We start from the raw sequence: 25,588 nt of genomic DNA, 5'->3' as shown, positions 1-25,588 counted from the left end.
CAGTTTTCCGCAAACCACTCCCACGGAGCTCGATCATGGCCAAAGCCGACAAAGTCAAGAAAACCCCGAAAGCAAAACAAACCGAAGAAGCCAGCCCCGAAGCCACTCCCGAAGTCACTCCCGAAGCCACCCCCGAATTCGTCAAGATCACCAAGGTCGTCGGCCGACAAATCCTGGACTCGCGCGGCAACCCGACGGTTGAGGTCGACATCACCCTCGACAACGGTTTCCTGGCGCGCGCCGCCGTCCCGTCGGGCGCCTCGACCGGAGAATTCGAGGCCTGCGAACTGCGCGACGGCGACAAGAAAGCTTATCTCGGCAAGGGCGTGCTGAAGGCCGTGGACGCCGTCAATACCAAGATCGCCAAGCTTCTCAAGGGCAAGAACCCGCTCGACCAGCGGGCACTCGACGAAGCGATGATCGCCCTCGACGGCACGCCCAACAAGTCGAACCTGGGCGCCAACGCGATCCTCGGCGCGTCGATGGCGATCACCCTGGCCGGCGCCAACGTGAGCAACATGCCGCTCTGGAAGTACATCGGAAAACTGCACAAGAACCGTGAATTCAGCCTGCCGACACCGATGGCCAACATCATCAACGGCGGCAAGCACGCCGACAACCTGATCGACTTCCAGGAGTTCATGATCATGCCGGTCGGCGCCTCGTCCTTCTCGGAGGGACTGCGCTGGATCACCGAAATCTTCCACGCGCTGAAGTCCATCCTCAAGAAAGGCGGGCACGTCACGGCGGTCGGCGACGAAGGCGGTTTCGCGCCCAACCTGACGAACGACGAATCGCTCGAGGTCGTCATGCAGGCGATCGTCGCCGCCGGCTACAAGCCGGGCAAGCAGATCGCCATCGCGCTCGACTGCGCGTCGTCCGAACTCTTCGACGAAGGCGGCCGCCAGGGCTACAAGTTCTGGAAGTCGAATCCGGAAAAGCTGTTCAGCGACGACGAAATGATCGCCGTGTACACCGAGTGGTGCAAGAAGTACCCCATCGTCTCGATCGAGGATGGCTTGGACCAGAGCGACTGGGAAGGCTACGTCAAGCTCACCAAGGCACTGGGCGACAAGGTGCAGATCGTCGGCGACGACTTCTTCGTCACCAATCCAGCCCGCCTCCAGCAGGGCATCGACATGAAGGCGGCCAACGCGATCCTGATCAAGGTCAACCAGATCGGCACCGTGACCGAAACGCTGGACGCCATCAAGATGGCGCAGAAAGCCGGCTACGGCGTAATCTCGTCGCACCGCTCCGGCGAGACCGAAGACTCGTTCATTGCCGACCTCGCCGTCGGCACCGGCGCCGGCCAGATCAAGACCGGTTCGCTGTCGCGCACCGACCGCATCTGCAAGTACAACCAGTTGCTGCGCATCGAGGAACAACTCGGCCGCAAGGCGGTGTACAAGGGACTCAAGTCGATCAAGGGCGCCGGCTTCTAGTCCGACGCACCATATACAAAAAAAGCATCGCCGCGGCGATGCTTTTTTTTTTCCGCCAGCCTCGCGTCAGTCCCCCAGGTCGCCGAGCTGGATCGGCTTCGAGCGCGGACCGGGGTGGCGCGGCAAGAGCAGCGAAAGCAGGCCCGCGACGACGACGAAAGCCGACGAAGCCCACAGACAGGCAATCAGACCCTTGTCTGGCCCGCTCTGCAGCCCCCACTGATAGAGCGCCCCCGACAGTACCGTGCCGGCCAGGCGGCCGGCGGCGTTGGCCATGTAGTAGAAACCGACGTTCATCGCCACTTTGTCGCTGTCGGTGTAGGCCAGGATCAGGTAGGAATGCACCGCCGAGTTGAGCGCAAAAACCGCGCCGAAAACGATCAATCCACCGACCACGACGGCCGCCGGCGCGAACCCCGCGCCGAGCGCCAGGGCTATCCCGGCCGGCAAGGCGGCGAGAACGAAAGCCAGGATGGTCGCCGTCCGCCCGTCCGGTTCGTGCTGCCCTTCGACCCGACTGCGCAACAGACCGGGCGTCGCCGCCTGGACGATGCCGTAGCCGATCACCCACACGGCGAGAAACCCGCCCGACTGCCAGAAAGTCCAGCCGAGGACGCTCGACAGGAAGACCGGCAGGCCGACGACGAACCACACGTCGCGCGCGCCGAAAAGAAAGATGCGCGCCGCCGCCAGCTTGTTGACCGCCGCGTTGCGCGAGAACATCTGGCCGAACTTGGCTTTCTTGTTCGCCTGCCCAAGGCCGCCACGCATCAGCCAGGCGGCGAGCAGCAGAGTGATCGCCACCAGCGCGACGAGCATCCTGAGCGCCGTCTGGAAGTCGAACAGCGTCAGCAACAGGCCACCGAGGAAGAAGCCCACTCCCTTCAGCGCGTTCTTCGAACCGGTGAGAATGGACACCCAGCGGTATAGCGTGGCCGACGAGTCCTCGGGCACGATCAGCTTGACCGCGCTCTTGGAACTCATCTTCGTCATGTCCTTGGCGATCCCGCTCAGCGCCTGCGAGACCATCACCCACGCGACGACCAGCCAGCCCTGAGGGGCGAAGGCGAGCATCGACAGCGCGACGACTTGCGTGCCGAGGCCGATGAAAAGCGTCGTCTTGAGCCCGAAGCGGGCGCCGAGGTAGCCACCGAAGAGATTGGTCAGGATGCCGAAGACTTCGTAGAAAACGAACAGCGAAGCCACGGCCAGCGGCGTATAGCCCAGCGTATAGAAGTAGAACAGCACCAGCATGCGGGTCGCGCCATCGGTCACCGTGTCGGCCCAGTAAGCGCCGGTGACCAGCGCGTAGTTGCGCAGGCCGGCGCGCGCCGCGTCGCTTCTCGCCGAGGAGAAATCGCTCATCGTTCTTGCTCCGTTGGAATTGGGGGCCCGCCCCGGCCTGCCGTCAGCCGCGCCAGGGCGCGCGATGACGACCGCCGCGGCGCTGTCGGGCGATCCGCCTATAAGGAGGCCGCCAGCTTGCGTGCCAGTTCGACGTAACGGTTGGCATACCCCCACTCGTTGTCGTACCAGGCATAAATCTTGACCAAAGTACCGTTGATGACCAGCGTGTGCGCCGCGTCGACGATCGACGAGCGCGGATCGCCAGAGTAGTCCATCGACACCAGAGGCCGCTCCTCGTAACCCAGGATTCCCTTGAGCGGGCCCGCGGCGGCGGCCTTGAGCAGGCCGTTGACCTCGTCGACGCTGGTCGAGCGCCGCATTTCGAAAACACAGTCGGTAAGCGAGGCGTTGAGCAGCGGAACGCGCACCGCGTGGCCATCGAGCTTGCCTTTCAATTCGGGGAAGATCAGCGCGATCGCCGTCGCCGAGCCGGTCGTCGTCGGCACCAGCGACAGGCTGGAAGCGCGCGCCCGGCGCAAGTCCTTGTGCATCTGGTCGTGCACGCTCTGCGTGTTGGTCGAGCTGTGGATCGTCGTGATCATGCCGTGCGCGATGCCGATCGCTTCATGCACCACCTTGACCACCGGCGCCAGGCAGTTGGTGGTACAGGACGCGGCGGTGACGATGTCGTGGCGCGCCGGATCGTAAAGCTGGTCGTTGACCCCCATGACGATGTTCAAGGCGTCGCCACCCTTGACCGGCGCGGCGACAATCACCTTCCTAACGCCGGCCGCCAGGTAGGGCGACAGTTCATCGACCGTGCGCCACTTGCCGCTGGCCTCGAGAACGATATCGACTCCGGCCTCGCGCCACGGCCCGCCGGCAACGTCGCGCGCGCTGCTGTAACCGATCGCCTTGCCGTCGATCAGCATCTGTCCGTCGCCGACGCTTACTTCGTGCGGCCAGCGGCGATGCACCGAATCGAATTCGAGCAGATGGGCGGCCGACGCCACCGGCCCGTTCGCCTCGTTGATATGCACGAACTCCAGTTCCGGACAGCCCCACGCCGCGCGCAGCGCCAGCCTGCCGATACGACCGAAACCGTTGATACCGACCTTGACAGCCATTTCCTGATCCTCCGAGTGGTGAGTGGTAAGTCGTGACGCACGATGGGCGGCTCGGCGCCGGCCAACCGGAAAAGCCGCCGCCGAGGGCCCGGTCTGCGAATACGCTTCCATATTGCTAGAATCTTGAAAACAAGTAAAGCCCGCACGGTGGCGGCGGATGCGGCAAGCCGGGCGGCGAGCGGCAAACTCTTTGCATGATGGGCCTTATTTCGGTATTGTTGGAAGCATGACAAACGCCGATGCCGTTGCCGCGCTCGCCGCGCTGGCTCAGGACAGCCGCCTCGCCATTTTCCGACTGCTGGTACAGAACGCGCCGACCGGGATGACCGTCGGCCTGATCGCCGAGCAACTGGAACTTCCCGCTCCGACGCTGTCTTTCCACCTCAAGACCTTGACTCACGCCGGCCTGGTGACCACCGTCCAGGAAGGGCGCTTCGTGCGCTGCCATGCGGCGATCCAGACGATAGACGCGCTGGTCGGTTTCCTGACGGACAGTTGCTGCGGCGGGCGGCCCGAAATCTGCCAGCCGCGAAAACCGCAAGCCGTCGATTCCGCCGGCTGAACGGCCGGCCGCTGGACCGGCGGCGACCTCCCAGGGGAAGATCCTATGGTGCCACGCTCGTTTCCCGACCTGGTCAAAGACCTTCGCATGCGCCGCACGGTCGGCGACCGGCCGCCCGTCCTGCTGCTCGGCGCGGGCGCCTCGGTCGACGCCGGGATCGGCGCCATGGACGAACTGTTCCGCTTTTTCGCCTGCGCCGACTTCGACGCCTTCTGCCGCAAGATCGGGCCGACGACGGCCAGCGAACGCTACCGCTACCTGGCCGACTTCCTGCAGACCCGCCAACCGTCCGCAGTCAGCGCCGGCTACCGGGCGCTCGCCGCACTCTGCGCCGAGAATTATTTCGACCTCGTCCTGACCACCAACATGGACCCCCTGCTCGACGACGCGCTGGCCGCGGCGCGCCTCTGGCGGCGCGACTACCTGCTCATCGTCAACGGCGTGATCCGCCCCGACCGCCTGCCACTCCTGCTGCGCGGCCAGAGCCCGCGCGTCAAGGTGGTCAAGCTGCATGGCGATCTTTTCCAGCGCTTCATGGCGTGGACGGTCGAGGAAATGGACGACTTCCTGGCCGAAGTCTCGCCCTACCTGAAGCCGGCGGTGGACGGCCGCGACTTCCTGGTCGTCGGCTACAGCCTGCGCGACGCGCGCGTCCGCGAGCTGGTCGACACAGCCGGCGGCGACGTCTGGTTTACCCATCCCAAGGCTGTACCCGACCACCTGACCGGGAACGCGTCTCTGCGTGCCGTCGTGGCGCCGGAATGCGCCTTCGAGGATTTCTTCCCCGCGCTGGCGCAGGCGCTGCAGGTCGAACTCGCCACCCCGCTGCGCGACAGCACCCGCCGCACGCGGCACAGCGCGGCGCCGGCCGCTGGCCCGGCGCTGGCGGCGGCCGGTGCGCAAACCCTGGACGACCTGATGTCCGCCGTTTTCGGCATCGTCGGACCGGACGGCATGCCGGTGGCCACCGCTTTCCTGCTCGCCGAGCCGCGCCTCATCGTCTGCAACCGCTTCGACGTCGCGGCCCTGCTCGAAGCCGATCATCTCGTCCTGGTCGGTCGCGACCAGCGCCGCTTCCGGGCGCGCGTGAGGCGAAGTGACACCGGCCACCCCTTCGGTCCGGCCCTGCTCGACGTGCCGGCCGACGTGTACGCCATCGGGCTGCGGGTCGACAGCCGCCCACCGGCGGCCGGCGAAGCGGTTCAGGTGGCCGTCGCCGCTGGCGAGAAGACGGGAATCAGCGCCGGCGCCGTCTTGCGTAGCGAAAAGCGACCGATCACCATCGAAGCGGTCGGCGACGTCGCCGGTCTGCTGGCGCTCGCCTGCTACGTCGCCCCGGGATCCTGCGGCGGCCCCGTGGTCGACGGCGCCATGGCCGTTCGCGGCTACATCGTCGCCGGCACGCCCGACCCTGATCGGCCTTACTCGCTGGCCTACCCGAGCCAGCGCTGGGCGCCCTTCGTGCACGGCGGCCAATCCGGCAGGACCTCCTGAGGCTGGCGGCGACGGGGAGAAGCACCACCGACCCGGCCGCCCCACGGGTAGTCGTTCGCCAGTTCCCCGCCGCTGGCGGCCGGGACGTCAAACGCCTGCCCGACGATGCAAGCGTGCTGATTTCCCTTGGCTTGATCGAGCGCGCGGAACGTGGCGGCCCCCGGCGCCGACCCGTACCCGCACCCGGCTTGCTACAGGAGGCGCCTGGCTGGCGAGCGGACTTGGCGGAATACTTTCACAGGCTCTCAGAGCTTCCCGCTGCTCAAGCGCAGCATCAGCGTCATGGGGTGTGCCGGCGAAGCCCGAAATCCGTAATGCTCGTAGAACTGTCTGGCTTGGTCGTGAATGGCGCGCACCAGCAAGGCTTTGACTCCCGCGTTTTGCGACACGACCACCGCCCGATTCACGGCATCCTGCAGCAGCGCGGCGCCAAGTTTGATGCTTTGGGCGCGACGATCGACGGCGAGCCGGGCCAGCACCATCACCGGCACTGGGTCGGGCCTGTTGCGCCGCACTGAACTTGTGGCCGTCTGGTGTGACACAGCGCCGGCGGCCATCGCGTAATAGCCGCGGATGCGAAGGCCTTGATCGGGCACCACGAACGTGTGGCTGGCGCCGGTCAACTGGTAGGCCATGGCGCGTCATTTGAGCCACTCATCGAGCACGCCTTCGCCGCACTCGAATTCATCCGTGCGGTGCGCCGCCGTCAGTGGTTGCGGCGCGCCGAGTTGGAGGTTCATGCCTGGGTGGGGCTTCTGCTTCCCAAGGCGCCTCGACGGCCATGAGGCGCTAGAGTACCGGATTGCGGGCGGGCGGCGTGGCGGCGTCATCCGTGTCACCCGGTGGTGTGGTTGGTGGTGCCCCCGATGATGCCTCGCCTGGCGCCCGCGCAGGATGGACCAGCGCGCAATAATGCGGCACGATGGCTCGCTCGTGGCGGGCCAGCGGAACGACGCCAGGCGCTTGCAGCGCATCGGCCCCGCCGGCCGTCATTCGCCTGCGCCGACGGCAGGCGCTCAGACGCGAGCGCCGCCGCCCCGCTCGGCCGGCAAGGGCAACGCATCGGCAACAGGAGGAGTGAGGAATGGGACCTCGGGTTTTGGCGATCACCCCGGAAATCAGCCAGGTCGGCGGGCCGGGCCTGACGCACGGTAACGATGCGGCGGTCTACCTCGTCCACTTCGGCGAGCTTGCGGCGCTGATCGACGCCGGTTGCGGCCGGGCGACCGATCGCCTGCTGCAGAACGTCGAAGCAGCCGGGGTCGTGCCGGAGCAGATCAGCCACCTGCTGCTCACGCATTGCCACTACGACCACAGCGGTGGCGCCGCCGGCCTGCGGCGTCGCTTCGGCTGGCCGGTGGCGCTGCACGCACTCGAGGCGCGGTATCTGGAAAGCGGCGACGATAGGGTGAGCGCCGCCGCGTGGTACGGGGAACATCTCGCACCCTGCCCGGTCGATGTCCGGCTCGCCGACGGCGAGCGCTTTTTTCTCGGCCAGCGATCGCTTCAGGCGCTCCACCTGCCAGGGCACTCGCCCGGCTCGGTGGCCTACGTGGTCGAATCGGACGGTCGGCGAGTCGTTTTCGCCCAGGACGTGCATGGACCCCTGCACCCGGACCTGTTGTCCAAACGAAGCGACTATCAGGCGTCGCTGCGCAAGCTCCTGGCGCTGCAGGCCGACATCCTCTGCGAGGGGCACTTCGGCGTCTTCGTCGGACGAGCGGCGGTCGCCGCTTTCATCGAGCGCTTTGTCGAAGACTGACCGCTGCTCGGCCGGGAAGGCGTCAACAGTTGTAGCGCATCATGAACAGGAGAACAGGCATGAGCACTGACGAAACGCGGGCTTTCCCGGCCGGCGGCGGACGATGAGCGCCACGCGCCGCGAACGGGATTCCTTCGGTGGCATCGAGGTGCCGACCGACCGGCTCTGGGGGGCGCAGACGCAACGCTCGCTCGAATTTTTTCGATCTCCAGGGAACGCCTGCCCGAGGATTTGGTTCTGGCGCTCGTCGCGGTCAAGGCGGCCGCCGCACGGGTCAACGGCGAGCTCGGGCGGCTCCCGGCCGACAAGGCGGGCGCCATCGCCGTGGCAGCCGAGGAAGTGCTCGCCGGGCGCCACGCGCAGGAGTTTCCGCTTTCGGTCTGGCAGACCGGATCGGGGACGCAAAGCAACATGAATGTGAACGAAGTGCTGGCCAACCGGGCCTCTGAGCTGCTCGGCGGCGAACGCGGCGAGACGCGCCGCGTTCATGCCAACGACGAGGTGAATCTCGGACAGTCTTCGAACGACGTCTTTCCCAGCGCCATGCATCTGGCCGCCGCGACCGGCATCGCCCACGCGCTGCGGCCGGCACTGGCGCGGCTCAAGGCGACGCTGGTGGCGAAGTCGGCGGCCTTCGCCGAGATCGTCAAGATCGGCCGCACGCACCTGCAGGACGCGACGCCCTTGTCGCTCGGCCAGGAGTTCTCGGGCTACGTCGCGCAGCTCGAGCACGCCGAGTCGCTGCTCGACGGCGCGCTGTCGTCGCTCTATCCGCTCGCCATCGGCGGCACGGCGGTCGGCACCGGGCTCAACACGCACCCGGAGTTCGGCGCCCGCGTGGCGGCCGAACTCGCTCGCCGCAGCGGGCTGCCGTTTTTCAGTGCAGCCAACAAGTTCGCCGCGCTGGCGGCACGCGACGGCCTGGTCGCCGCGCACGGCACGCTGAAGACGCTCGCCGTCGCGCTGGTGAAAATCGCCAACGACCTGCGCTGGCTGGCGTCGGGGCCGCGCGCGGGAGTCGGCGAGATCAGCCTGCCGGAAAACGAACCCGGCAGCTCGATCATGCCCGGCAAGGTCAACCCGACGCAATGCGAGGCGCTGACGATGCTGTGCTACCAGGTGATGGCCAACGATGTCGCCATCGGCCTGGGCGGTGCCGCCGGCAACTTCGAGCTCAACGTCTGCCAGCCGCTGATTGCCCACAACTTCCTGCAGAGCATCCGGTTGCTGGCGGACGGCATGACGAGCTTCGAGGCGCATTGCGTGCGCGGTATCGAAGCGCGTCGCGAGCGTATCGCCGAACTTCTGGAGCGCTCGCTGATGCTGGTCACGGAGCTCGTACCGCATATCGGCTACGACCGCGCGGCGGAAATCGCGCGCCGCGCGCATCAGCAGGGCAGCACGCTGCGCGAAGCGGCGCTGGCGCTCGGCCACGTGACGGCGGAGGACTTCGACCGTTGGCTCAGACCGGCAGCGATGCTGACGGGCAGCGACGGCGAGCCGCGCTGACTCGCCGATCAGCCGTGGCTTGACCCAGGGTGCGGGACGCTTACAATTCCCATAAGATAGGTACCGCTATCGAGGCGCTTCAGTCCAACGAGGTTTATCTGCCGCGGATACGTCAGCGGCAAGGCAGGACGCTTTCTGCGCGGCAGATAAACGCTATGTTTCAGATTCTTCAGGGGGGACAGTGATGAGCAAGAAACTTGTATCCACAATAGTGACCGCGTTTTTCCTTGCTGGGTGTCTGTCTGGCGTCACAAGAGCACCAACCATGACCGCTACCCATGTAGCCCTTTCGGCCAATAACCAAATCGCCTCTGTGTCCCTGTCGCTAACGGATGAAGCCAAGAAGAAGGCGACCGAGAATTTGAAATTCAATCCAGAAGAACTGCTTAGTCATGTTAGGCGGGCGCTGGAGGCCAACTCGTTAGTGAATAGCTCGGCTGATAGGTCACGCCCGAATCTTGAGATTAACGTCAAAGACATGCGCGTTCGCTCTAATTTCTCTGCGGTCATGTGGGGCTTCATGGCTGGAGCGGATTCCATCACAGCAGATATTGTGCTCAAAAACTCGGAAGGTAGGGAACTTGATCGCTATGGAGTTTCCGTCTCCTACGCGTTGGGTGGTTTAGCCGGTGGCCAAGACAGCGCTCGGATGGGGTGGCTATATGAGAAGTTCGCCGAAGAGACAGTCAAAGAGCTCACCAGGGAATGAGCGGCAGATGGAAATCCAACGAGCGCTTCCAGGGGACCGTCAAGCAGCGACGCTTCGCTTGCTGATCGCCGGCACCTGAAGCTTGACGTTGAGCTAAAGCACTACGCGCTGGAGTAGGGATCCCGGCGCCTAGGCCTTCCCCTTCTTTCGCTTCGAGCCTTCGTTCTCGCAGTCGAGGCCTCGACGCTTCGTTGCCCAACTCACTCGCAAATCCTCGATCCTCCTCGCTGCGGGGACGTCCCGGCAGCAACCGAGGAGATCGTCATGAGCACGCTGCGTGAAAGAATGAGCAACACCATGGTTACGTCCCGCCCTATTTGAGACCCTTCGTCGCGAGCTATCCCGGGGTGAGACGAGAGGAGTATCCCACGCTATAGTCGGGCGGATTTTCCCCGGCAGCAGCATGGGACAAGGCGTCTATCGGGATCGGGGATCGCGGGACGGGAAGCGCCAGGGTTCCTCGGGATCGTAGGAGTTCCGTTGGCGATCGTGATGACGGCGCAGCTGGAGGAACTAGTGACTCTCGCAGGCGGTGGCGAGCTGGAAGAGATAGTCGCAGAGCCCGACGGCGGCTTCGTCGGAGAGACCGTCGGGGAACAGGCTGTTACGGCGGCGGCCTATCGGGGCTGCTCGATGGCCGATGGCAACAGGTCGTCGGCCAGATGACTGCACCCATGCGGTACCGCCAGACGCATACTGGTACGCAGAACGCATGCTGCCCCTTGCTTGCCTGACGCAGGATCTCCAGACCGGAATCGGTGAGCAGCGTCTGCGTGCGGCCGGCACGCTCGAATCCATGCTCGATCAGCCGCGCGAAGCGTTCGCGCTCGAACACCGGCGTCAGGTGCGCATGCACCTGGATGCGTCCGGCGAGCGCCGCATATGGGGCTCGTTCCAGAGTCTGCGCCAGCACCCGATGGCCGACCAGCCAGACCGCCATCAGATCGCGCGAGTCGAAAGCGACGTTGAGAAAGGCCGGGAAGTCGCGGCAGAAGTCGGGGGGCAGATTCTGTGCCTCATCGAGGATCCACACCGGCAGGAGTTGCTTGCCATCCGCCAGATGGTGGATATACACCTCGATCTCCCGCCACAACAGCGCCCGGCGATAACTTTAAGTTGGCACCAAGACGAGCGACTGCGCCAGGCAGCGATACAGATCGATGCACCCGAAGTCCGTCTTCGCGTGATAGATCGGGCGGATTGAGCGTCGCGGTCACTGCCACGGGCGGCCGATACCCCGCGCTGCCGGCTGTCCGTCGTCACCGCAACCGGCTGGAGCGGCGCCGACTCGAGGCGACAAAAAGTGCTGTTGCACCGACCAGGGGTACCAACGCCATGAGCGATGCACTCGGGCAAGCGCGAACGAGTGCGCCGGCAACCGGCGCAGCGGTAACGGAAGATCGGCACCGGGTTGAGCAGGGGCCGCTGCGCGCGCCGCTCGGGTTTCCGGGAGTAGTACCCGCGATGACGCAAGTGCTTGACCCTGACGGAAAGCCGCCTGGAACAAGCTCCCGGCCGGCGTCCAGTTGAAGTAATCGCCCCCCGCCGGCTGGCTTACTCCGGGATGGAAACACGACCCTCGTTCAGGCCCCTACCACGTTCGACAAGGCTTCGGCTTTGCTTGCGCCGACGGCGGCCGCATACTGTGCACCTGGGCGCCGCGGCCGCCGGGCCGACGGCGATCGGAGGGCAACGTCTGGAGGAAACGACATGCTGCGCAGATCCCTATGCACCGCCCTGCTGGCTTTGGGTGCGGCTCTGGCGAACGCCGAGACGCCGCCCTTGCCGGCCGCCAGTCGCGGCGAATTGCTGTATTCGACGCACTGCATCGCCTGCCACAACGAACAGGTGCATTGGCGGGACAGGAAGGTGGTGGCCGACGGGCGCAGTCTGCGCTCGGAAATCCGGCGCTGGCAGGAGATCATGGCGCTGCGCTGGAGCGACGAAGAGGTGGACGAGGTGGCGAGATACCTGAAAGCCGTTTTCTATCGCGATCTGCCGCCGGATTGAGCGGCTGACCCGGCCGGCGGCGAGCGGCCGACGCGTCTACGTGCGGCGCCGGCGGGTCAGGCGGCGCTGCGCTGATCTTCGAGGCGCACGGTCTGCTGCAGGATGTCGCGCACCCGTTCGCCGATCCGGTTGAGCGCCTGCATTTGCGATACCAGCTTGTCCTCGACGTTGGTCAGTTCGTCGATTCGCTCTTCGAGCGTGTCGGTCGCCTGGTGAATCCGCTTGATGCTCTCGAGCCGGCGCTTGAGCTGAATCTGATGTTCGCGAATCTGGATCTCCATCGGTGCCATGATGGCCTTCAGCCAGGATTCCGCGTCACGGTTGGCGTGCTCGAAGTTCTTCCGCACCTGCACCGCAACCTCCTCGAAGAAGCGCTGCGTGAGCTGGGTCTTCTCGTGCGTCAGCAACTGGAACATGGTGTTGATGTGCGTGTCGCACCACTGGTCGATGCGGTCTATCTCCTTGGCGTAGCGCAGCAGGGAGAAGCCGATCGGCGACCCGAGCTTGAGGCCGTGCTCGACGGCAAACTTCTTGTAGATGGCCTCCATCATCGCCAGGATTTCGTTCACCTCGCTCTCCGAGCGGCTGAGGTTGCCACGCGCGGCGGCAAAGAAGTTCGCCATCGCCGCCGACAGGGTCTTCGAGAAGGTGGCGTGCAGCATCGCTTCCCGCGTCTCGGTGGTGAGCAGGCGTAGCGAATCGAGCCCGAGGTGCGAGAAAAGGTTGTTGGTCAACTGCGAAAAAACGCTGCGCACGGCGTAGTAGCGCTGCAAACCGGATTCGAACTCTTCCTTCTCGACGCGTACCTTGCCCATCATGTACTCGACCACACCCTTGTTCTTGCCGCGCAGTTCGGTCAGTTCGGTGACCTGTTCGCGCAGGCTGGCGAGGCGCGATTCGAGCAGGCTGCGCGTCCGCAGATAGCAGTCGGCAAACTCGCTGTCGGTATTGTCGCGCACGATCTCCTGCTTGGCCGGGATCAGTTCCTCGGACAAGGCATGTTCGAGATCGCCCAGGCAGCTCCGTTCGAGCAGGTCGGCGTCGTCGTTGATTTTGGCGACCAGTGCTTTCTGCGCCGAAACGGGAAAAATCTGACTCGCCGGCAGATCGAGCGTCCACGCGCAACCGTCGACCTGGCGCGCGATCTCGGCTTCCACTTCGGCCGAAGACTTGAGTTCGTCCCACAGGCTGTCGATCTTGTTCAGGACGACGATGCGGCCTTTCTTGCGGCCGCCGGGCGCACGAATGTGCTCGCGCCAGACCGTCAGGTCGGACTGCGTGACACCGGTATCGGCAGCGAGGATGAACAGCACGGCGTGCGCGTTGGGCAACAGCGAGAGGGTCAGTTCCGGCTCGGTACCGATCGCGTTCAGACCCGGCGTGTCGAGGATGACCAGTCCCTGCTCGAGCAGCGGATGCGGAAAGTTGATGATCGCGTGGCGCCAGCGCGGAATCTCGAGCGTCCCGTCTTCATCGACGCGAAACGCCACGCTGTCGCCGTCGGCCACCGCGAAGCCAAGTTTCTTCGCGGTTTCCGGGTCGACGCGGCGAACGTCACTGACGTGGCGTAGTGCGTCCTGCATCGCCTCGGCGGAGGCGGTATCGAGCGCAATGTTGGTCCACTCGTCGCGAAAGCGCTTGTACTCGCTCAGGCTGGCGCTGGATTCGCGGCTCTCGATGGGCAACAGTTCGATGGCTGGCGGGCGGCTACGGTCGAACATCAGTTCGGTCGGACACATGGTCGTGCGGCCCGCCGTCGAGGGCAGAACGCGATTGCCGTAGTTGGCAAAGAAGAGCGCGTTGATCAACTCCGACTTGCCGCGCGAGAACTCGGCGACGAAGGCCACGTGCAGGCGATCCTCGCGCAGCTTGTCGAGCAGCTCGGCGATCCGGCGGTCGATCTGGGCGTCGGCCAGATCGTTCTCGGCGAGCCAGCCGCCGAACTTTTGCAGAATCCCGGAAAGCTCGGCCCGCCATTCGCTGTAGGCGGCAAAATGTTGAGCAAGCGTCATCGCAGTTTCCAGCGCAAGAGACAGCCCTTACTCTACCACAAAGTCCAGATAGTCCAGATCAATCAGCAACATGCGCCGGCCGTCCGGGGAGCGTGCCATCAGCGCTGGCAGCGCGGGCAGTAATAGGTCGAACGACCGGCCTGCCGCGTCACGCGCACCGGCTTGCCGCAGCTCGGGCAGGGCTCGCCGCCGCGGTCGTAGACCGCACACGAAAGCTGAAAGCAGCCGGTGCCGCCGTCGCTATGCACGTAGTCACGTACGCTGCTGCCGCCGGCGGCGATCGCCGCTTCGAGCGTGGCGCGAATCGCCTGCGCCAATACCCGGTAGCGCACGCGACTGATTCGATCGGCCCGACGCAAGGGCGAAATACCGGCCCGAAAGAGGCTTTCGGCGGCATAGATGTTGCCGATCCCGACCACCAGGCGACTGTCCATCAGCAGGGGTTTGATCGGTCCGTGCCGCCGACGGGTGGCGGCGTAAAGCCAGTCGCCGTCGAAAGCAGCAGCCAGCGGTTCGATGCCGAGCCCGGCAAGCATCGGATGGCTTTCCACGGGGCTACCCTCGTGCCAGAGCAAGGCCCCGAAACGGCGTGGATCACGCAGGCGCAAGACGGTCTGCGCGAAGATCAGGTCGACGTGGTCGTGCCGCTGCGCCGGGGTATCCGGCGGCACCAGGCGCAGGCTGCCCGACATGCCGAGGTGGAGAACGAGCCAGCCGCCACCGGCACGGCTCTCGCAGTCGAGAAGCAGGTACTTGCCTCGCCGCCCGATGGCGTCGAGCCGCAGCCCGGCGAGCCGCGACGTGAGCACGACGGGAATCTCGTGCCGCAGGCGTGGGGTACGAACGACCGCGCCGAGCAGGCGTTGTCCGCAAAGATGGGGAATCAAACCCTGACGGCTGACTTCAACTTCCGGGAGTTCTGGCATTGCTGCTACCGCAAAAAGTCCATAACATGCGCAACGAGGATTATGACGCAATCCATCCCGTCGATTCCTGCAACTGTCTGCCGCAGGCAAGGAAGCCATGAAACCGATCAAACACACCCTCCTCTGCGCAACGCTGGCGCTCGCCTTCGGCATCCCGGCGCTGGCCGCCGGGGACACCGGAAGCGGCCAGCGGAACCGACCGGCGGCGCGCGAGGTGAAGCGCAACGTGCCCGAGACGGCCGCGCCGCGCGCCACCGACAAGGCGGCCGGCGAACTGACCGGACAGGTCGTCTACCAGGTCCTGCTGGCCGAAGTGGCCTTGCAGCGCGGCAGGAACGACTTTGCCAGCCAGGCCTACGCCGACCTGGCGGTGCGCACGCGCGACCCCGCCGTCTTGTCGCGCGCCGTCGAAGTGGCGAGCTATGCGCGCCGTTTCGACCAGGTGCTGGAACTGGCCCGCCTGTGGCTGCAGGTCGAACCCGATTCGAAGCGGGCGCAGCAGGTCCTGGCCGGGGTGATGATCATGACCAACCAGTTAGACGGTCTGGCGCCGGAACTGATCCGCATGCTCGACAGCGACAAGGCGTCGCTGCGGGCCAACCTGCTCGGACTGAACCGCATGTTTGCGCGCAGCCAGGATCGTCAGGCCGTGCTGCAGTTGATCAGCACGGTCTGCGCGCCCTACTTCGGTCTCGCCGAAGCGCATTACGCGGTCGCCGTCGCCGCGAGTTCGGCCGGCGAAACCGAAACGGCGCTGCGCGAAGTCCGCAAGGCGCTCGAACTTCGCGCGGATTGGGAAATGGCGGCCTTGCTCGAGGCCCAGATCCTGGCCGGCAAATCGAACGCCGCCGCGGTCGCCTCGCTGCAGGCGTTTGTCGATCGCTACCCGCAGGCGCGCGAGGTCCGCCTTCATCTGGCGCGCGCACTGGTCGGCGAAAAGCGTTACGGCGACGCCAAGCGGCAGTTCGAACTATTGCTGCAAACCTACCCGAACAACCCCGACGTCGTTTACCCGGTAGCCCTCCTGGCGCTCCAGGAGAACGACCGGCTGCTCGCCGAGGCGCAGCTCAAACACCTGACGACGCTCGACGTGCCCGACAAGAGTCCGGCCTATTTTTACCTCGGACAGCTTGCCGACGAAGACAAGCGCGCGGACGAAGCGCTCGGCTACTATCGCCAGGTCGGCCCCGGCGAGCACTATCTGCCGGCGCAGCTACGCGCCGCCGGCCTCCTCGCCAAACAGGGCAAGCTCGACGAAGCGCGCGCCGAGTTGCGCGCCGCGGCCGAGCGGAATCCAGCGCAGCGCGCCCAGATGGCGATCGGCGAAGCGGCCCTGCTGCGTGACGCAAAGCAAACCGAAGCCGCCCTCGGGGTGCTGGAACGAGCGCTCGAGCAGCAGCCGGAACAGCCCGACCTGCTTTACGAATCGGCGCTGCTGGCCGAGAAGCTGGGCCGCCTGGAACTGATGGAAAGCCGACTGCGCAAACTGATCGCCCTCCAACCGGAAGGTGCGCAGGCCTACAACGCGCTGGGCTATTCGTACGCCGATCGCAATATGCGGCTGCCGGAAGCCCGCCAGTTGGTCGAAAAGGCGCTTCAACTGGCACCCAACGATCCCTTCATTCTCGACAGCATGGGCTGGGTACTTTATCGGCAGGGCGACCTCGAAGGCGCGCTGGGCTACCTCCAGCGCGCTTTCGCGCTGCGCCTCGACCCCGAAATCGCCGCCCACCTCGGCGAAGTGCTGTGGATGCTAGGCCGCAAGGACGAAGCACGCAATCTTCTGCGCGACGCGCAGAAGAAGGATCCGACGCACGAGGTCCTGGCCGAAGCGGTGAAAAAATTCGCGCCTTGACCTTGGAGCGCGGTGCGACGAAGGGCGCGTCCATCGTCTGGAATCGGGTTGGCAGCGCCCTGCTGCTTGCCGGACTGCTCGCCGCAAGCGGCTGCACCCTGCCGCGAGCGCCTGCCGGCACGGCGAACGTAGCGCGGGACAGCCTGCAGTCCTTCTCACTCAACGGCCGCTTTTCGGTGCGCCAGGAGGGCAAGGGCTACGTCGGCAGCATGCGCTGGAGACATGCTGGCGAACGCAACGAGTTGGTCGTCTCATCGCCGCTCGGCCAGGCCGTGGCGGAAATCGTCAGCGACGCCGGCGGAGCACGTCTGACGCGCAGTGACGGCAGCTCACAAGACGCCGAGAAGGTGGATCTTCTGCTGCAATCGCTGATCGGCTATCCGCTGCCCCTCGACCGGCTGGTCGACTGGCTGCGCGGCCGTCACCCGGACGGCGCCACGCTGACCCTGGATGATCGGCAACGTCCGCTGAGCTGGCGGCACGAAGAATGGCGCATCGACTACGCCTACGACAGCGACGCGTCGCAAGCTCTGCCTAGCCGCCTGTTCGTCGAACGGCTAGGCTATTTCGAACTGCGGCTGCGGATCGACGAATGGCAGACACCGGCGAGCGAAGAATGAAGCGCATGTCGGCGGCCGACGAAGGCTGGACCTGGCACAGCGTCTATCCGGCACCAGCCAAGATCAACCTCTTTCTACACGTGACCGGCCGGCGAACGGACGGCTACCATCTGCTGCAGACGGCTTTTCGCTTTCTCGGACATGGCGACCGGCTGCGCTTCACGCCGCGCCGCGACGACCGCGTGCAATTAGCAACACCCTTGCCGGGCGTAGCGCCGGCGAGCGATCTGACCGTGCGTGCGGCGCGCTTGCTGCAAGCCGAAACCGGCTGCCGGGTGGGAGTTGACATCCGTATCGAGAAGCGCCTGCCGCTCGGCGGTGGTCTCGGCGGCGGCAGTTCGGACGCAGCGACAGTCCTGCTGGCGCTCAATCACCTATGGCGGCTTGGCCTGTCGCGACGACGACTGCAGGAGATCGGCCTGCGGCTCGGCGCCGACGTGCCGGTCTTCGTCTTCGGGCGCAACGCGTTCGCCGAAGGAATCGGCGAGACCCTGCAAGCACTGGATCTGCCACCGGCTTGGTATGTGGTCCTCGAACCGCCGGTGCAGGTGGCCACGGCGGCGATTTTCGGCGCCGCCGAGCTGAAGCGCGATTCGTTACCGATCAGCGCTTCCGATTGGCGCCCGGACTTCGGCGTCAATGACCTCGAAGCGATCGCCTGTGCTCGTTATCCGGCCATCGCCGAGCATCTGGCCTGTTTGTCGGCCCTTGCCCCCGCCCGCATGACTGGTTCGGGAGCCTGTGTCTTCGCCGAGTTTGCGACGCGCGAGCAGGCCACGGCGGTTCTTCGACAGCTACCCGAGGGGTTGCGCGGCTGGCTCGCCGCGGGTCTCACCGAGCATCCGCTACGCCTGCTGGCCGACTGAGCGCCGCCGGCCGACGCTGGACGACCAGCGGATTTCTTCTCGGCGCGCTTTTTTTCCCGGCGAATCCTCGCTATAATGCGCGCCTCGCCCGCCACCGAGGCTGGCGAGCGACCGCTGGGGAGTCGCCAAGTTGGTTAAGGCACCGGATTTTGATTCCGGCATTCGAAGGTTCGAATCCTTCTTCCCCAGCCATCCCATTTCCGTCAAAGCGGGCAGGTAGCCTGACCTGCCCGTCTTGCTTTATAGGCCCCGCTCTTCGGGCGCCAGAGGAAGCACACCATGGCCTACGACAGCCTGATGGTATTCACCGGCAATGCCAATCCCACGCTGGCCGCCGATGTCGTCAAGCGTCTCAACATCTCGCTCGGCCGCGCCCACGTCGGGCGCTTTTCCGACGGCGAGATCAGCGTCGAGATCCAGGAACACGTGCGCGGCATGGACGTCTTCATCCTGCAATCGACCTGCGCGCCGACCAACGAGAATCTGATGGAGTTGCTGGTCATGACCGACGCGCTGAAGCGCGCCTCGGCCGCCCGCATCACTGCCGCCATTCCCTATTTCGGCTACGCCCGCCAGGACCGCCGCGTTCGTTCGGCGCGCGTGCCGATCGCCGCCAAGCTGGTCGCCGACCTGCTGACCGCGGCCGGCGTGCATCGCGTCTTGACGATGGATCTGCACACCGAGCAGATTCAGGGCTTCTTCAACATCCCGGTGGACAACATCTATTCGCTGCCGATCATGCTGGGCGACGTCTGGAAAAAGGATTTCGAGCACCTGATGGTCGTTTCACCCGACGTCGGCGGCGTCGTCCGCGCACGCGCGCTGGCCAAGCGTCTCGAGTGCGATCTGGCGATCATCGACAAGCGTCGCCCGAAAGCCAATGTTTCCGAGGTGATGAACATCATCGGCGAGGTCGACGGGCGCACCTGCGTCATCATGGACGACCTGGTCGACACCGCCGGAACACTCTGCAAGGCCGCAACGGCGCTCAAGCAGCACGGTGCCCGGCAGGTTCTCGCCTACTGTGTACACCCGGTCCTTTCGGGAAAAGCCGTCGAACGGATCAACGTTTCCGACCTCGACGAACTGGTGGTCACCGATACCATTCCGTTGCGCGAGGACGCACTGACCTCGCCGCGCATACGGCAGCTTTCGGTCGCCGAGGTGATGGCCGAGACGATTCGCCGGATCAGCAACGAAGATTCGGTTTCTTCATTGTTCATCGAGTAGGGCGCACCCTGCACGATGGATTTCCCAACCCCCCGCCTGGTCGCGGGCGGGGTTTGCGTCAAACCAGGAGTTGTCTATGACATTCGAACTTGAAGCGCGCCAGCGCAGTTTGCAGGGGTCCGGAGCGAGCCGCCGCCTGCGTCGTGAAAAAAGGGTTCCGGCCATCGTCTACGGAGGCTCGGCGGCACCGCTGATGATCGACCTCGATCACAACGACATTCTGCTCAACCTGCGCAAGGAAGCTTTCCACGCCTCCGTGCTCACGCTGAACATCGAGGGCAACCGACAAAGCGTCGTCCTGCGCGACTCACAGATGCACCCGTGGAAACCGCTGGTCCTGCACTGCGACTTCCAGCGCGTCGATACGACGCACGTCATTCACCAGCGCGTGCCGCTGCACTTCATCAATGCCGACATCGCTCCGGGCGTCAAGATCGGCGGCGGCAACGTCGCGCACATCCTCAACGATATCGAAGTGAGCTGCCTGCCGCAGGATCTTCCGGCCTACATCGAGGTCGACCTGAAGAACCTCGACTCCGGTCACGCCATGCACGTCTCGGATCTCGTCTTCCCGGCCGGCGTCAAGCCGATCAGGCACGGCGACGAAGATCCGGTGGTGGCGTCGATCCCGGCCAGAAAGGGCGGCGCCGAGTCCGACGAAGGTACCGACGCCGCGGCGGCGACCTAACAAGCTTCACGCTTCGATGCCAGGCCGCCGTCCGGCACCCGGTGCCCACGGCGGCCTGTTTTTGCTCCGACGCAATGGATTTCATGCCCCCACCCCGCCTGATCGTCGGCCTCGGCAATCCGGGCGGCGAATATGAAGACAACCGGCACAATGTCGGTTTCTGGTTCATCGACCAACTGGCGCAGCGCTTGCGCGCGCCGCTCGCGCCTCAGGGAAAGTTCTTCGGCCGTCTGGCGCGCGTCGGCGACCTGTGGCTGCTGCAACCGATGACCTACATGAATCTCTCCGGCCAGTCCGTCGGCGCACTGGCCCGTTTCTACAAGATCGAGGCCGACGAAACGCTGGTCGTGCACGACGACCTCGATCTGCCGCCGGGAACGACCCGGCTCAAGAAGGGTGGCGGCAACGGCGGACACAACGGCCTGAAGGACATCCAGGCACGCCTGGCAACTCCCGACTTCTGGCGCCTGCGCCTCGGAATCGGCCATCCCGGCGAGCGCAACGCGGTCGTCGACTACGTCCTCGCCGCGCCGCGGCGGGAAGAGCGCGAACTGATAGAGCGCGCCATCGATCGCTGTCTGCTGGCCTGGCCGGACCTCGCCGCCGGCGACTATGCCGCGGCGCAGCGACTGCTGCACGCCAAGAGCGTCTCACCATAGGAATTCGAGCATGAGTCTCCAGTGCGGTATCGTCGGCCTGCCGAACGTCGGCAAGTCCACTCTCTTCAATGCCCTGACCAAGGCGGGAATCGCCGCCGAAAACTACCCGTTCTGCACGATCGAGCCGAACGTCGGGATCGTCGAAGTGCCCGATCCCCGACTCGCGCAGCTCGCCGCGATCGTCAAGCCGCAACGCGTGCAGCCGGCGATCGTCGAGTTCGTCGACATCGCCGGACTGGTCGCCGGCGCCTCGAAGGGTGAAGGTCTGGGCAACAAGTTCCTGGCCAACATCCGCGAAACCGACGCCATCGTCAACGTCGTCCGTTGTTTCGACGACGACAATGTCGTCCATGTCGCAGGCCGTGTCGATCCGCTTTCGGACATCGAAACGATCATGACTGAACTGGCCCTCGCCGACCTCGCCGCCGTCGATCGCACGCTCAACCGCGAGAGCAAGAAATCCAGGGCCGGCGACAAGGAGGCGCAAAAGCTGGTCGGCATTCTGGAACGTTTGCTGCCACATCTCAACGACGGCCGGCCGGCGCGCACGCTGGCGCTGTCCAGCGACGAGAAAACGCGGCTCAAACCGCTATGCCTGCTGACGATCAAGCCGACGATGTACGTCGGCAACGTGCTCGAGGACGGCTTCGAGAACAACTCGCATCTCGACCGCCTGCGCGAGCACGCGGCGGCCGAGGGCGCGCCGGTCGTCGCCCTGTGCGCCAAGATCGAGGCCGAACTGGCCGATCTCGACGACGATGACAAACAGGCCTTCCTCGCCGATCTCGGCTTCGCGGAGCCCGGGCTCAACCGTCTGGTGCGTGCCGCCTACCAGTTGCTTGGCCTGCAGACCTACTTCACGGCCGGCGTCAAGGAAGTGCGGGCGTGGACCATTCACGTCGGCGACACGGCGCCGCAGGCCGCCGGCGTCATCCACAGCGACTTCGAACGCGGTTTCATCCGCGCGCAGACGATCGCGCTCGCCGATTTCCTCGCCTGCAAGGGCGAGCAAGGCGCCAAGGAAGCCGGCAAGATGCGCGCCGAGGGCAAGGACTACATCGTCAAGGACGGCGATGTGCTGAACTTTCTGTTCAACGTCTGAGTCCAGGTGGTGGGATCAAGGCCTCTCACAGCGCCCCAAATTCGAGGCGACAGGAATTCCCGTTGCACCGACCAGGGGTAGCAACGCCGTGGGGCGATGCACTCGGGCAAGCGCGGGATGAGCCAGTGCCAGGAGCCGGCAATTTAGAAAAAATAGCTTATGTAGAGTCGAGATGTGGCGCGGTAGCGGTAGGTTCAGCTTGTCTGTTTCCGCCCCTTTCGTCTGACGGTGCCCAAGTAGCCTGGCCCTAGCCCCGTTTCCACATCCCGCTCATCGAACCGGACAGGCGCATTTCGCGCATCCGGCTCTCGGACAAGACATCATGCTTTCGCCCACGGAAGGTCATGGGTCCTCGCCGGCAAATTGATCAGCCCCAACTTCTCGTAAAGGTACTGATTCGGGTAGCGCGCCCACCCGGTTCCGGAGACCTTGTGTTTCTTGCATAACCACCGGCGGAGCCGTCGCGTAACGTGGGTATTGATCGCCCGATAGGCCGGACTGACTGGACCCAGGCAAAAGTAATTCGCCCAGCCGATCAGTTTCCGGTTCAGCCGCCCCACGACAAACTCGGCCTCCAGTACGGTTCGGCGGCGGTCGGTTTCCTGAGTGATGCTTGCCACCATCCGTTGGATGCTCGTCTGCGACGGCCGAGTACCCAGGTAGGCGCGCCCGGTCTCGCGGTTGTAACACCGCCCGAAGGTGTAACCCAGGAAGTCGAACCGCTCTCGCAGAATCTGACACAGGTGTGTCTTGTCGTCGTTCACCGTCAGCTTCAGGTTTGCCATCATTCCTCGCATCGCGTCCATGGCATCCTCGGCCCGGACTTTGCAGCAGATGACGAAGTCGTCCGCGTAATTGACGATTTGCGCCGACCAGCGACGGGCCTACCCCAACGCACACATGCCGTCACCATTACCCCGGCGGAACCACAGACGGCATTTCGCTCGCATTCGCCTGTAACAACGGCCTTCCCCGCTTCCCGGCGAGTCGGCTTCCGCATTATCATTTTCGAGGCCTGCTCGATATTCATTCACATTACGGCCTGCATGTTCGCCAAGTTCCTTACAGAACCCTCTACATCAGAGGCTTCAGCCGCTTCGTTATCTCCACGACTGCTCCAGTTGCTGCCGGCCGCAGCGAAAGTTGCCGGGTGGGATTCGCACCCGCTGGAAGACAGCGCCTTTGCACGGCGCACGCTAAACACGATGGATACGCTGGCGTAGCGCGCCGACCGGGACGACCCCTTGACAGGTCTCCTGCGGCCGATGATCGTCCGTCCAGCCGCTAGCGCGCCAGATCGCCGCGCGCGCAAGCCGCCAGCAAGCCTCTTCCCGCCAGTTCGCAAAGGTCGATAACCCGTTCGAAGCCCGATTCGGCGCCGTAATACGGGTCAGGAATCTCGGCCACGCCAAGACCCTCGGCGTAGTCGAGGAAAAGACCGAGCTTCGTCCGGCTGGCGTCGGGGCACTGGCGCCGCAAAGCGGACAGATTGGCTTCGTCCATCGCCAAGAGGCGGTCGAAGCGTTCGAAGTCCGCCTCGATGACCGGGCGCGCGCGAATTCCGGACAAGTCGTAGCCGCGCTTGGCGGCGACACGCTGCGCGCGCGGATCCGGCGTCTCGCCGGCATGATAGTGCCCGTGCGTGCCGGCCGAGTCCACTTCGAGCATCGCCGCCAAGCCTTGCCGCTGAGCCATGCCGCGGGTCACGGCTTCGGCCAGCGGCGAGCGGCAGATGTTGCCCATGCAGACGAAGAGTATCCGGATTCGCTGTCGTGCCACGGCTGCCTTCCTCATCAATGATCCGCTACTCGGCCGCTCCGGCGCCGCCGTCCGGAAACAACTGGTCGACGAAACCGAAGCGGGTGAAATCCTTGATTCGCATCGGGTAAAGAATACCGTCGAGATGATCGCATTCGTGCTGCACGACGCGAGCATGAAAACCCGCGACGCGACGATCGATCGGCCGACCGGAAGCGTCGAAGCCGGTGTAACGCAAATGTCGCCAGCGTGGCACCCAGCCGCGCAGGCCGGGCACCGACAGACAGCCTTCCCAAGCTTCTTCGACCTCCGACGACAGCGGCGTCAGCACCGGGTTGATGAGGACCGTCCACGGCACCTGTTCGGCCTCCGGATAGCGCACGTTCCGATCCACGCCGAAAATCACCAGCCGCAGATCGACACCGATCTGCGGTGCCGCCAATCCGGCTCCGTCGAGGTGGCGCATGGTGTCTTCCAGATCGGCGATCAGCGCATGCAGTGCCGGTGTCGCAAACTGCTCCACAGGTTTGGCCGATCGCCACAGGCGCGGGTCGCCCATCTTGAGGACATCTCTAATCATCGTTTGCCAGCAGTTCCAAAAGAATCGCTCGCACCGACGGCATCGATTCCCGCAGCACCGCCTGAATCGCTTCCATGTCGAGTGCCTCCCCGACTGCTTCGCCACGCCCAGCCGCATAGTTAGCGACGACGTTGACTGCCGCATAGGGAAGGGCCAGTTCACGGGCCAGAACGGCCTCGGGCATGCCTGTCATGCCGACCACGTCGGCGCCGTCGCGCTCCAGCCGGTCGATCTCGGCGGCGGTTTCCAGCCGCGGCCCCTGTGTCGCCGCATAGACCGCGCTGTCGCCAACCGGAACGCCGATCGCTGCCGCGGCCTGGCACAGCCGGCGGCGCAACGCGGCATCGTAGGGCTCGGTAAAATCGACGTGCGCCACCGCCCGTTCCGGCCACACGTGGTAGGAGGACTCGCGACCCCAGGTGTAGTCGATGATCTGGTGGGGAATCAGCAAGTCACCAGGCCGCAGATCCCGGCGAATGCCGCCCACGGCGGCCACCGCCACGACTCCGCTGGGAGCACATTCAGACAAGGCCCAGAGGTTGGCGCGATAGTTGACCTGGTGCGGTGGAATGTCGTGCTCGTCGCCGTGGCGGGCCAGAAAGACGACCGGGCGGCCGCTCACGCGGCCAAAACTGAGCGCCGCCGAAGGCTCGCCATAGGGCGTGCGCACGCGTCGACGATCGTCAAGCTCTAGCCCGGCGAACTGAGTCAAACCGCTGCCACCGATAACGGCGATCATTTCACTCTTCCCGCATCGCATAGATCGCCGGCAGGTTGCGCCAGGCGCCACGCACGTCCATTCCAAAACCGAAAAGAAAGCGGTCGGGAACGGTCAAGGCGACGAAATCGGCCTGAATCGGTTTGTGCTTACCATTCATCTTGTCGGCCACCACGGCCGTATAGCAGGCGTCGGCGCCCAGTTGCCACATGCGCTCACGAATCGCCGCCAGGGTCAATCCCTCGTCGAGGATGTCGTCGACCACCAGGATCGTTCGCCCACCGACCGCGATCGACGGTTCGGCACGCCAGGTCAGCGAGCCGCCGCGGGTCGCGTCTCCGTAGCGGCCGACATGCACGTAGTCGAAGTCGAGCGGAAAAGTCAATTGCGTCATCAGTTGGCCGGCAAAAGGCACCCCGCCCCGCATGGCACACAACAGCACCGGGTGGCTGTCGCGCAGCTTTTCGCTGATTTCGCGCGCCACGCGGTTGACTGCGGCAGCCACCGTATCGGCCGAATGGATGAGGTCGGCGGCGGCAAGAATCGCCATCGCTTGCGGTGCGTCGATCATCGTCGCTCCACGGCTACGAAAAGGTTGTCCAATTCGCG

Annotated in this window: 23 protein-coding genes, 1 tRNA gene and 3 pseudogenes; 15 read left to right on the top strand and 12 right to left on the bottom strand. The window is 65.0% G+C overall.

The features are described from left to right. Positions 1 to 35: 35 nt before the first annotated feature. A complete protein-coding gene (gene eno, locus Q1M07_RS12610) occupies positions 36 to 1,445 on the top strand; it encodes a phosphopyruvate hydratase (protein ID WP_300454244.1) in 1,410 nt (469 codons plus the stop codon). 66 nt (positions 1,446 to 1,511) lie between these two features. Here the strand turns inward: eno and arsJ are convergent, their stop codons facing one another. After that, the gene (gene arsJ / locus Q1M07_RS12605; protein WP_300454243.1) at positions 1,512 to 2,810 is read right to left on the bottom strand and encodes an organoarsenical effux MFS transporter ArsJ; all 1,299 of its coding nucleotides are present in this window, start codon (positions 2,808 to 2,810) and stop codon (positions 1,512 to 1,514) included. A gap of 98 nt (positions 2,811 to 2,908) precedes the next feature. After that, entirely contained in the window at positions 2,909 to 3,919 is a 1,011-nt protein-coding gene (locus Q1M07_RS12600) for an ArsJ-associated glyceraldehyde-3-phosphate dehydrogenase (RefSeq protein ID WP_300454241.1), read from the bottom strand. 226 nt (positions 3,920 to 4,145) lie between these two features. On the opposite strand from Q1M07_RS12600, the gene Q1M07_RS12595 reads away from it, so the two are divergent. Together Q1M07_RS12595 and Q1M07_RS12590 are read left to right on the top strand one after the other, a co-directional pair. Beyond that, entirely contained in the window at positions 4,146 to 4,481 is a 336-nt protein-coding gene (locus tag Q1M07_RS12595) for a metalloregulator ArsR/SmtB family transcription factor (protein ID WP_300454240.1), read from the top strand. Positions 4,482 to 4,526: 45 nt separating this feature from the next. Continuing rightward, the gene (locus Q1M07_RS12590; RefSeq protein ID WP_300454238.1) at positions 4,527 to 5,975 is read left to right on the top strand and encodes an SIR2 family protein; all 1,449 of its coding nucleotides are present in this window, start codon (positions 4,527 to 4,529) and stop codon (positions 5,973 to 5,975) included. A gap of 245 nt (positions 5,976 to 6,220) precedes the next feature. Here the strand turns inward: Q1M07_RS12590 and Q1M07_RS12585 are convergent. Both Q1M07_RS12585 and Q1M07_RS12580 read right to left on the bottom strand, forming a co-directional pair. Next, a pseudogene (locus tag Q1M07_RS12585) lies at positions 6,221 to 6,715 on the bottom strand (GNAT family N-acetyltransferase). A 49-nt stretch (positions 6,716 to 6,764) separates the two neighbouring features. Then, positions 6,765 to 6,968, bottom strand: a complete 204-nt coding sequence (locus Q1M07_RS12580) for a hypothetical protein (protein WP_300454236.1) — start codon at positions 6,966 to 6,968, stop codon at positions 6,765 to 6,767. Between the two features lie 91 nt (positions 6,969 to 7,059). On the opposite strand from Q1M07_RS12580, the gene Q1M07_RS12575 reads away from it, so the two are divergent. The 3 genes and pseudogenes from Q1M07_RS12575 to Q1M07_RS12565 all read left to right on the top strand — a co-directional run bounded on the left by Q1M07_RS12575 (position 7,060) and on the right by Q1M07_RS12565 (position 9,955). Continuing rightward, positions 7,060 to 7,737 (top strand): MBL fold metallo-hydrolase, encoded by a 678-nt coding sequence (locus Q1M07_RS12575; protein WP_300454235.1) that lies wholly within the window; start codon positions 7,060 to 7,062, stop codon positions 7,735 to 7,737. Between the two features lie 103 nt (positions 7,738 to 7,840). After that, positions 7,841 to 9,246: pseudogene (gene fumC / locus Q1M07_RS12570) on the top strand (class II fumarate hydratase). Between the two features lie 184 nt (positions 9,247 to 9,430). Further along, positions 9,431 to 9,955, top strand: coding sequence for a DUF4410 domain-containing protein (locus Q1M07_RS12565; RefSeq protein ID WP_300454234.1), 525 nt, complete (start codon positions 9,431 to 9,433; stop codon positions 9,953 to 9,955). A gap of 617 nt (positions 9,956 to 10,572) precedes the next feature. Here the strand turns inward: Q1M07_RS12565 and Q1M07_RS12560 are convergent. Beyond that, positions 10,573 to 11,153 (bottom strand): annotated as a pseudogene (locus Q1M07_RS12560) (ATP-binding protein); the annotation flags it as partial. Between the two features lie 512 nt (positions 11,154 to 11,665). On the opposite strand from Q1M07_RS12560, the gene Q1M07_RS12555 reads away from it, so the two are divergent. Beyond that, positions 11,666 to 11,965, top strand: coding sequence for a cytochrome c (locus Q1M07_RS12555; RefSeq protein WP_300454233.1), 300 nt, complete (start codon positions 11,666 to 11,668; stop codon positions 11,963 to 11,965). 56 nt (positions 11,966 to 12,021) lie between these two features. Here Q1M07_RS12555 and Q1M07_RS12550 read toward each other — a convergent pair whose 3' ends face one another. Further along, positions 12,022 to 13,977 (bottom strand): dynamin family protein, encoded by a 1,956-nt coding sequence (locus Q1M07_RS12550; RefSeq protein WP_300454232.1) that lies wholly within the window; start codon positions 13,975 to 13,977, stop codon positions 12,022 to 12,024. Between the two features lie 98 nt (positions 13,978 to 14,075). Then, complete coding sequence (gene mutM / locus Q1M07_RS12545) at positions 14,076 to 14,903, bottom strand: bifunctional DNA-formamidopyrimidine glycosylase/DNA-(apurinic or apyrimidinic site) lyase (protein WP_300454231.1); 828 nt, start codon at positions 14,901 to 14,903, stop codon at positions 14,076 to 14,078. Positions 14,904 to 15,000: 97 nt separating this feature from the next. Here mutM and Q1M07_RS12540 point away from each other — a divergent pair, with 97 nt between their 5' ends. From Q1M07_RS12540 to ychF, 8 genes are all read left to right on the top strand, one after another. After that, on the top strand, positions 15,001 to 16,758 hold the full coding sequence (locus tag Q1M07_RS12540) for a tetratricopeptide repeat protein (protein ID WP_300454230.1): 1,758 nt from the start codon (positions 15,001 to 15,003) through the stop codon (positions 16,756 to 16,758). Next, positions 16,755 to 17,378: a lipoprotein insertase outer membrane protein LolB gene (lolB, locus tag Q1M07_RS12535; protein WP_300454229.1), complete on the top strand. Its 624-nt coding sequence runs from the start codon at positions 16,755 to 16,757 to the stop codon at positions 17,376 to 17,378. Before Q1M07_RS12540 ends, lolB begins: the two co-directional genes overlap by 4 nt. A 5-nt stretch (positions 17,379 to 17,383) precedes the next feature. Next, positions 17,384 to 18,244, top strand: coding sequence for a 4-(cytidine 5'-diphospho)-2-C-methyl-D-erythritol kinase (ispE, locus tag Q1M07_RS12530; RefSeq protein ID WP_300454347.1), 861 nt, complete (start codon positions 17,384 to 17,386; stop codon positions 18,242 to 18,244). Positions 18,245 to 18,359: 115 nt separating this feature from the next. After that, a tRNA-Gln gene (locus Q1M07_RS12525) sits at positions 18,360 to 18,436 on the top strand. An 87-nt stretch (positions 18,437 to 18,523) separates the two neighbouring features. Beyond that, complete coding sequence (locus Q1M07_RS12520) at positions 18,524 to 19,474, top strand: ribose-phosphate pyrophosphokinase (RefSeq protein WP_300454228.1); 951 nt, start codon at positions 18,524 to 18,526, stop codon at positions 19,472 to 19,474. Positions 19,475 to 19,550: 76 nt separating this feature from the next. Next, the gene (locus Q1M07_RS12515; protein WP_300454227.1) at positions 19,551 to 20,162 is read left to right on the top strand and encodes a 50S ribosomal protein L25/general stress protein Ctc; all 612 of its coding nucleotides are present in this window, start codon (positions 19,551 to 19,553) and stop codon (positions 20,160 to 20,162) included. Between the two features lie 83 nt (positions 20,163 to 20,245). Next, positions 20,246 to 20,821, top strand: a complete 576-nt coding sequence (gene pth / locus Q1M07_RS12510; protein ID WP_300454226.1) for an aminoacyl-tRNA hydrolase — start codon at positions 20,246 to 20,248, stop codon at positions 20,819 to 20,821. A gap of 10 nt (positions 20,822 to 20,831) precedes the next feature. Further along, positions 20,832 to 21,923 (top strand): redox-regulated ATPase YchF, encoded by a 1,092-nt coding sequence (gene ychF / locus Q1M07_RS12505; RefSeq protein ID WP_300454225.1) that lies wholly within the window; start codon positions 20,832 to 20,834, stop codon positions 21,921 to 21,923. A gap of 320 nt (positions 21,924 to 22,243) precedes the next feature. On the opposite strand, the gene Q1M07_RS12500 is transcribed toward ychF, so the two are convergent. The 5 genes from Q1M07_RS12500 to Q1M07_RS12480 form a co-directional block, all read right to left on the bottom strand. Further along, complete coding sequence (locus Q1M07_RS12500; RefSeq protein WP_300454224.1) at positions 22,244 to 22,711, bottom strand: group II intron maturase-specific domain-containing protein; 468 nt, start codon at positions 22,709 to 22,711, stop codon at positions 22,244 to 22,246. A gap of 496 nt (positions 22,712 to 23,207) precedes the next feature. Beyond that, entirely contained in the window at positions 23,208 to 23,717 is a 510-nt protein-coding gene (locus Q1M07_RS12495) for a low molecular weight protein-tyrosine-phosphatase (protein ID WP_300454223.1), read from the bottom strand. A 10-nt stretch (positions 23,718 to 23,727) separates the two neighbouring features. Continuing rightward, positions 23,728 to 24,261 (bottom strand): peptide deformylase, encoded by a 534-nt coding sequence (gene def, locus Q1M07_RS12490; RefSeq protein ID WP_300454222.1) that lies wholly within the window; start codon positions 24,259 to 24,261, stop codon positions 23,728 to 23,730. After that, complete coding sequence (locus tag Q1M07_RS12485) at positions 24,254 to 25,000, bottom strand: S-methyl-5'-thioinosine phosphorylase (RefSeq protein ID WP_300454221.1); 747 nt, start codon at positions 24,998 to 25,000, stop codon at positions 24,254 to 24,256. Before Q1M07_RS12485 ends, def begins: the two co-directional genes overlap by 8 nt. Before the next feature lies 1 nt (position 25,001). After that, positions 25,002 to 25,550: a hypoxanthine-guanine phosphoribosyltransferase gene (locus tag Q1M07_RS12480; RefSeq protein WP_300454220.1), complete on the bottom strand. Its 549-nt coding sequence runs from the start codon at positions 25,548 to 25,550 to the stop codon at positions 25,002 to 25,004. Positions 25,551 to 25,588 lie beyond the last annotated feature (38 nt).

Source organism: Accumulibacter sp., from assembly GCF_029255285.1.
Lineage (GTDB): Bacteria > Pseudomonadota > Gammaproteobacteria > Burkholderiales > Rhodocyclaceae > Accumulibacter.
Note: the sequence above shows the minus strand (reverse complement) of the source record. Positions and strands in the feature narration are given on the sequence as shown.

Bases quoted from the DNA above. Each gene is read 5' to 3' on its own strand.
- eno (WP_300454244.1), top strand. From the start codon at position 36: ATGGCCAAAGCCGACAAAGTCAAGAAAACCCCGAAAGCAAAACAAACC.
- arsJ (WP_300454243.1), bottom strand. From the start codon at position 2,810: ATGAGCGATTTCTCCTCGGCGAGAAGCGACGCGGCGCGCGCCGGCCTG.
- Q1M07_RS12600 (WP_300454241.1), bottom strand. From the start codon at position 3,919: ATGGCTGTCAAGGTCGGTATCAACGGTTTCGGTCGTATCGGCAGGCTG.
- Q1M07_RS12595 (WP_300454240.1), top strand. From the start codon at position 4,146: ATGACAAACGCCGATGCCGTTGCCGCGCTCGCCGCGCTGGCTCAGGAC.
- Q1M07_RS12590 (WP_300454238.1), top strand. From the start codon at position 4,527: ATGGTGCCACGCTCGTTTCCCGACCTGGTCAAAGACCTTCGCATGCGC.
- Q1M07_RS12580 (WP_300454236.1), bottom strand. From the start codon at position 6,968: ATGACGGCCGGCGGGGCCGATGCGCTGCAAGCGCCTGGCGTCGTTCCG.
- Q1M07_RS12575 (WP_300454235.1), top strand. From the start codon at position 7,060: ATGGGACCTCGGGTTTTGGCGATCACCCCGGAAATCAGCCAGGTCGGC.
- Q1M07_RS12565 (WP_300454234.1), top strand. From the start codon at position 9,431: ATGAGCAAGAAACTTGTATCCACAATAGTGACCGCGTTTTTCCTTGCT.
- Q1M07_RS12555 (WP_300454233.1), top strand. From the start codon at position 11,666: ATGCTGCGCAGATCCCTATGCACCGCCCTGCTGGCTTTGGGTGCGGCT.
- Q1M07_RS12550 (WP_300454232.1), bottom strand. From the start codon at position 13,977: ATGACGCTTGCTCAACATTTTGCCGCCTACAGCGAATGGCGGGCCGAG.
- mutM (WP_300454231.1), bottom strand. From the start codon at position 14,903: ATGCCAGAACTCCCGGAAGTTGAAGTCAGCCGTCAGGGTTTGATTCCC.
- Q1M07_RS12540 (WP_300454230.1), top strand. From the start codon at position 15,001: ATGAAACCGATCAAACACACCCTCCTCTGCGCAACGCTGGCGCTCGCC.
- ispE (WP_300454347.1), top strand. From the start codon at position 17,384: ATGTCGGCGGCCGACGAAGGCTGGACCTGGCACAGCGTCTATCCGGCA.
- Q1M07_RS12520 (WP_300454228.1), top strand. From the start codon at position 18,524: ATGGCCTACGACAGCCTGATGGTATTCACCGGCAATGCCAATCCCACG.
- Q1M07_RS12515 (WP_300454227.1), top strand. From the start codon at position 19,551: ATGACATTCGAACTTGAAGCGCGCCAGCGCAGTTTGCAGGGGTCCGGA.
- pth (WP_300454226.1), top strand. From the start codon at position 20,246: ATGCCCCCACCCCGCCTGATCGTCGGCCTCGGCAATCCGGGCGGCGAA.
- ychF (WP_300454225.1), top strand. From the start codon at position 20,832: ATGAGTCTCCAGTGCGGTATCGTCGGCCTGCCGAACGTCGGCAAGTCC.
- Q1M07_RS12500 (WP_300454224.1), bottom strand. From the start codon at position 22,711: ATGATGGCAAACCTGAAGCTGACGGTGAACGACGACAAGACACACCTG.
- Q1M07_RS12495 (WP_300454223.1), bottom strand. From the start codon at position 23,717: ATGAGGAAGGCAGCCGTGGCACGACAGCGAATCCGGATACTCTTCGTC.
- def (WP_300454222.1), bottom strand. From the start codon at position 24,261: ATGATTAGAGATGTCCTCAAGATGGGCGACCCGCGCCTGTGGCGATCG.
- Q1M07_RS12485 (WP_300454221.1), bottom strand. From the start codon at position 25,000: ATGATCGCCGTTATCGGTGGCAGCGGTTTGACTCAGTTCGCCGGGCTA.
- Q1M07_RS12480 (WP_300454220.1), bottom strand. From the start codon at position 25,550: ATGATCGACGCACCGCAAGCGATGGCGATTCTTGCCGCCGCCGACCTC.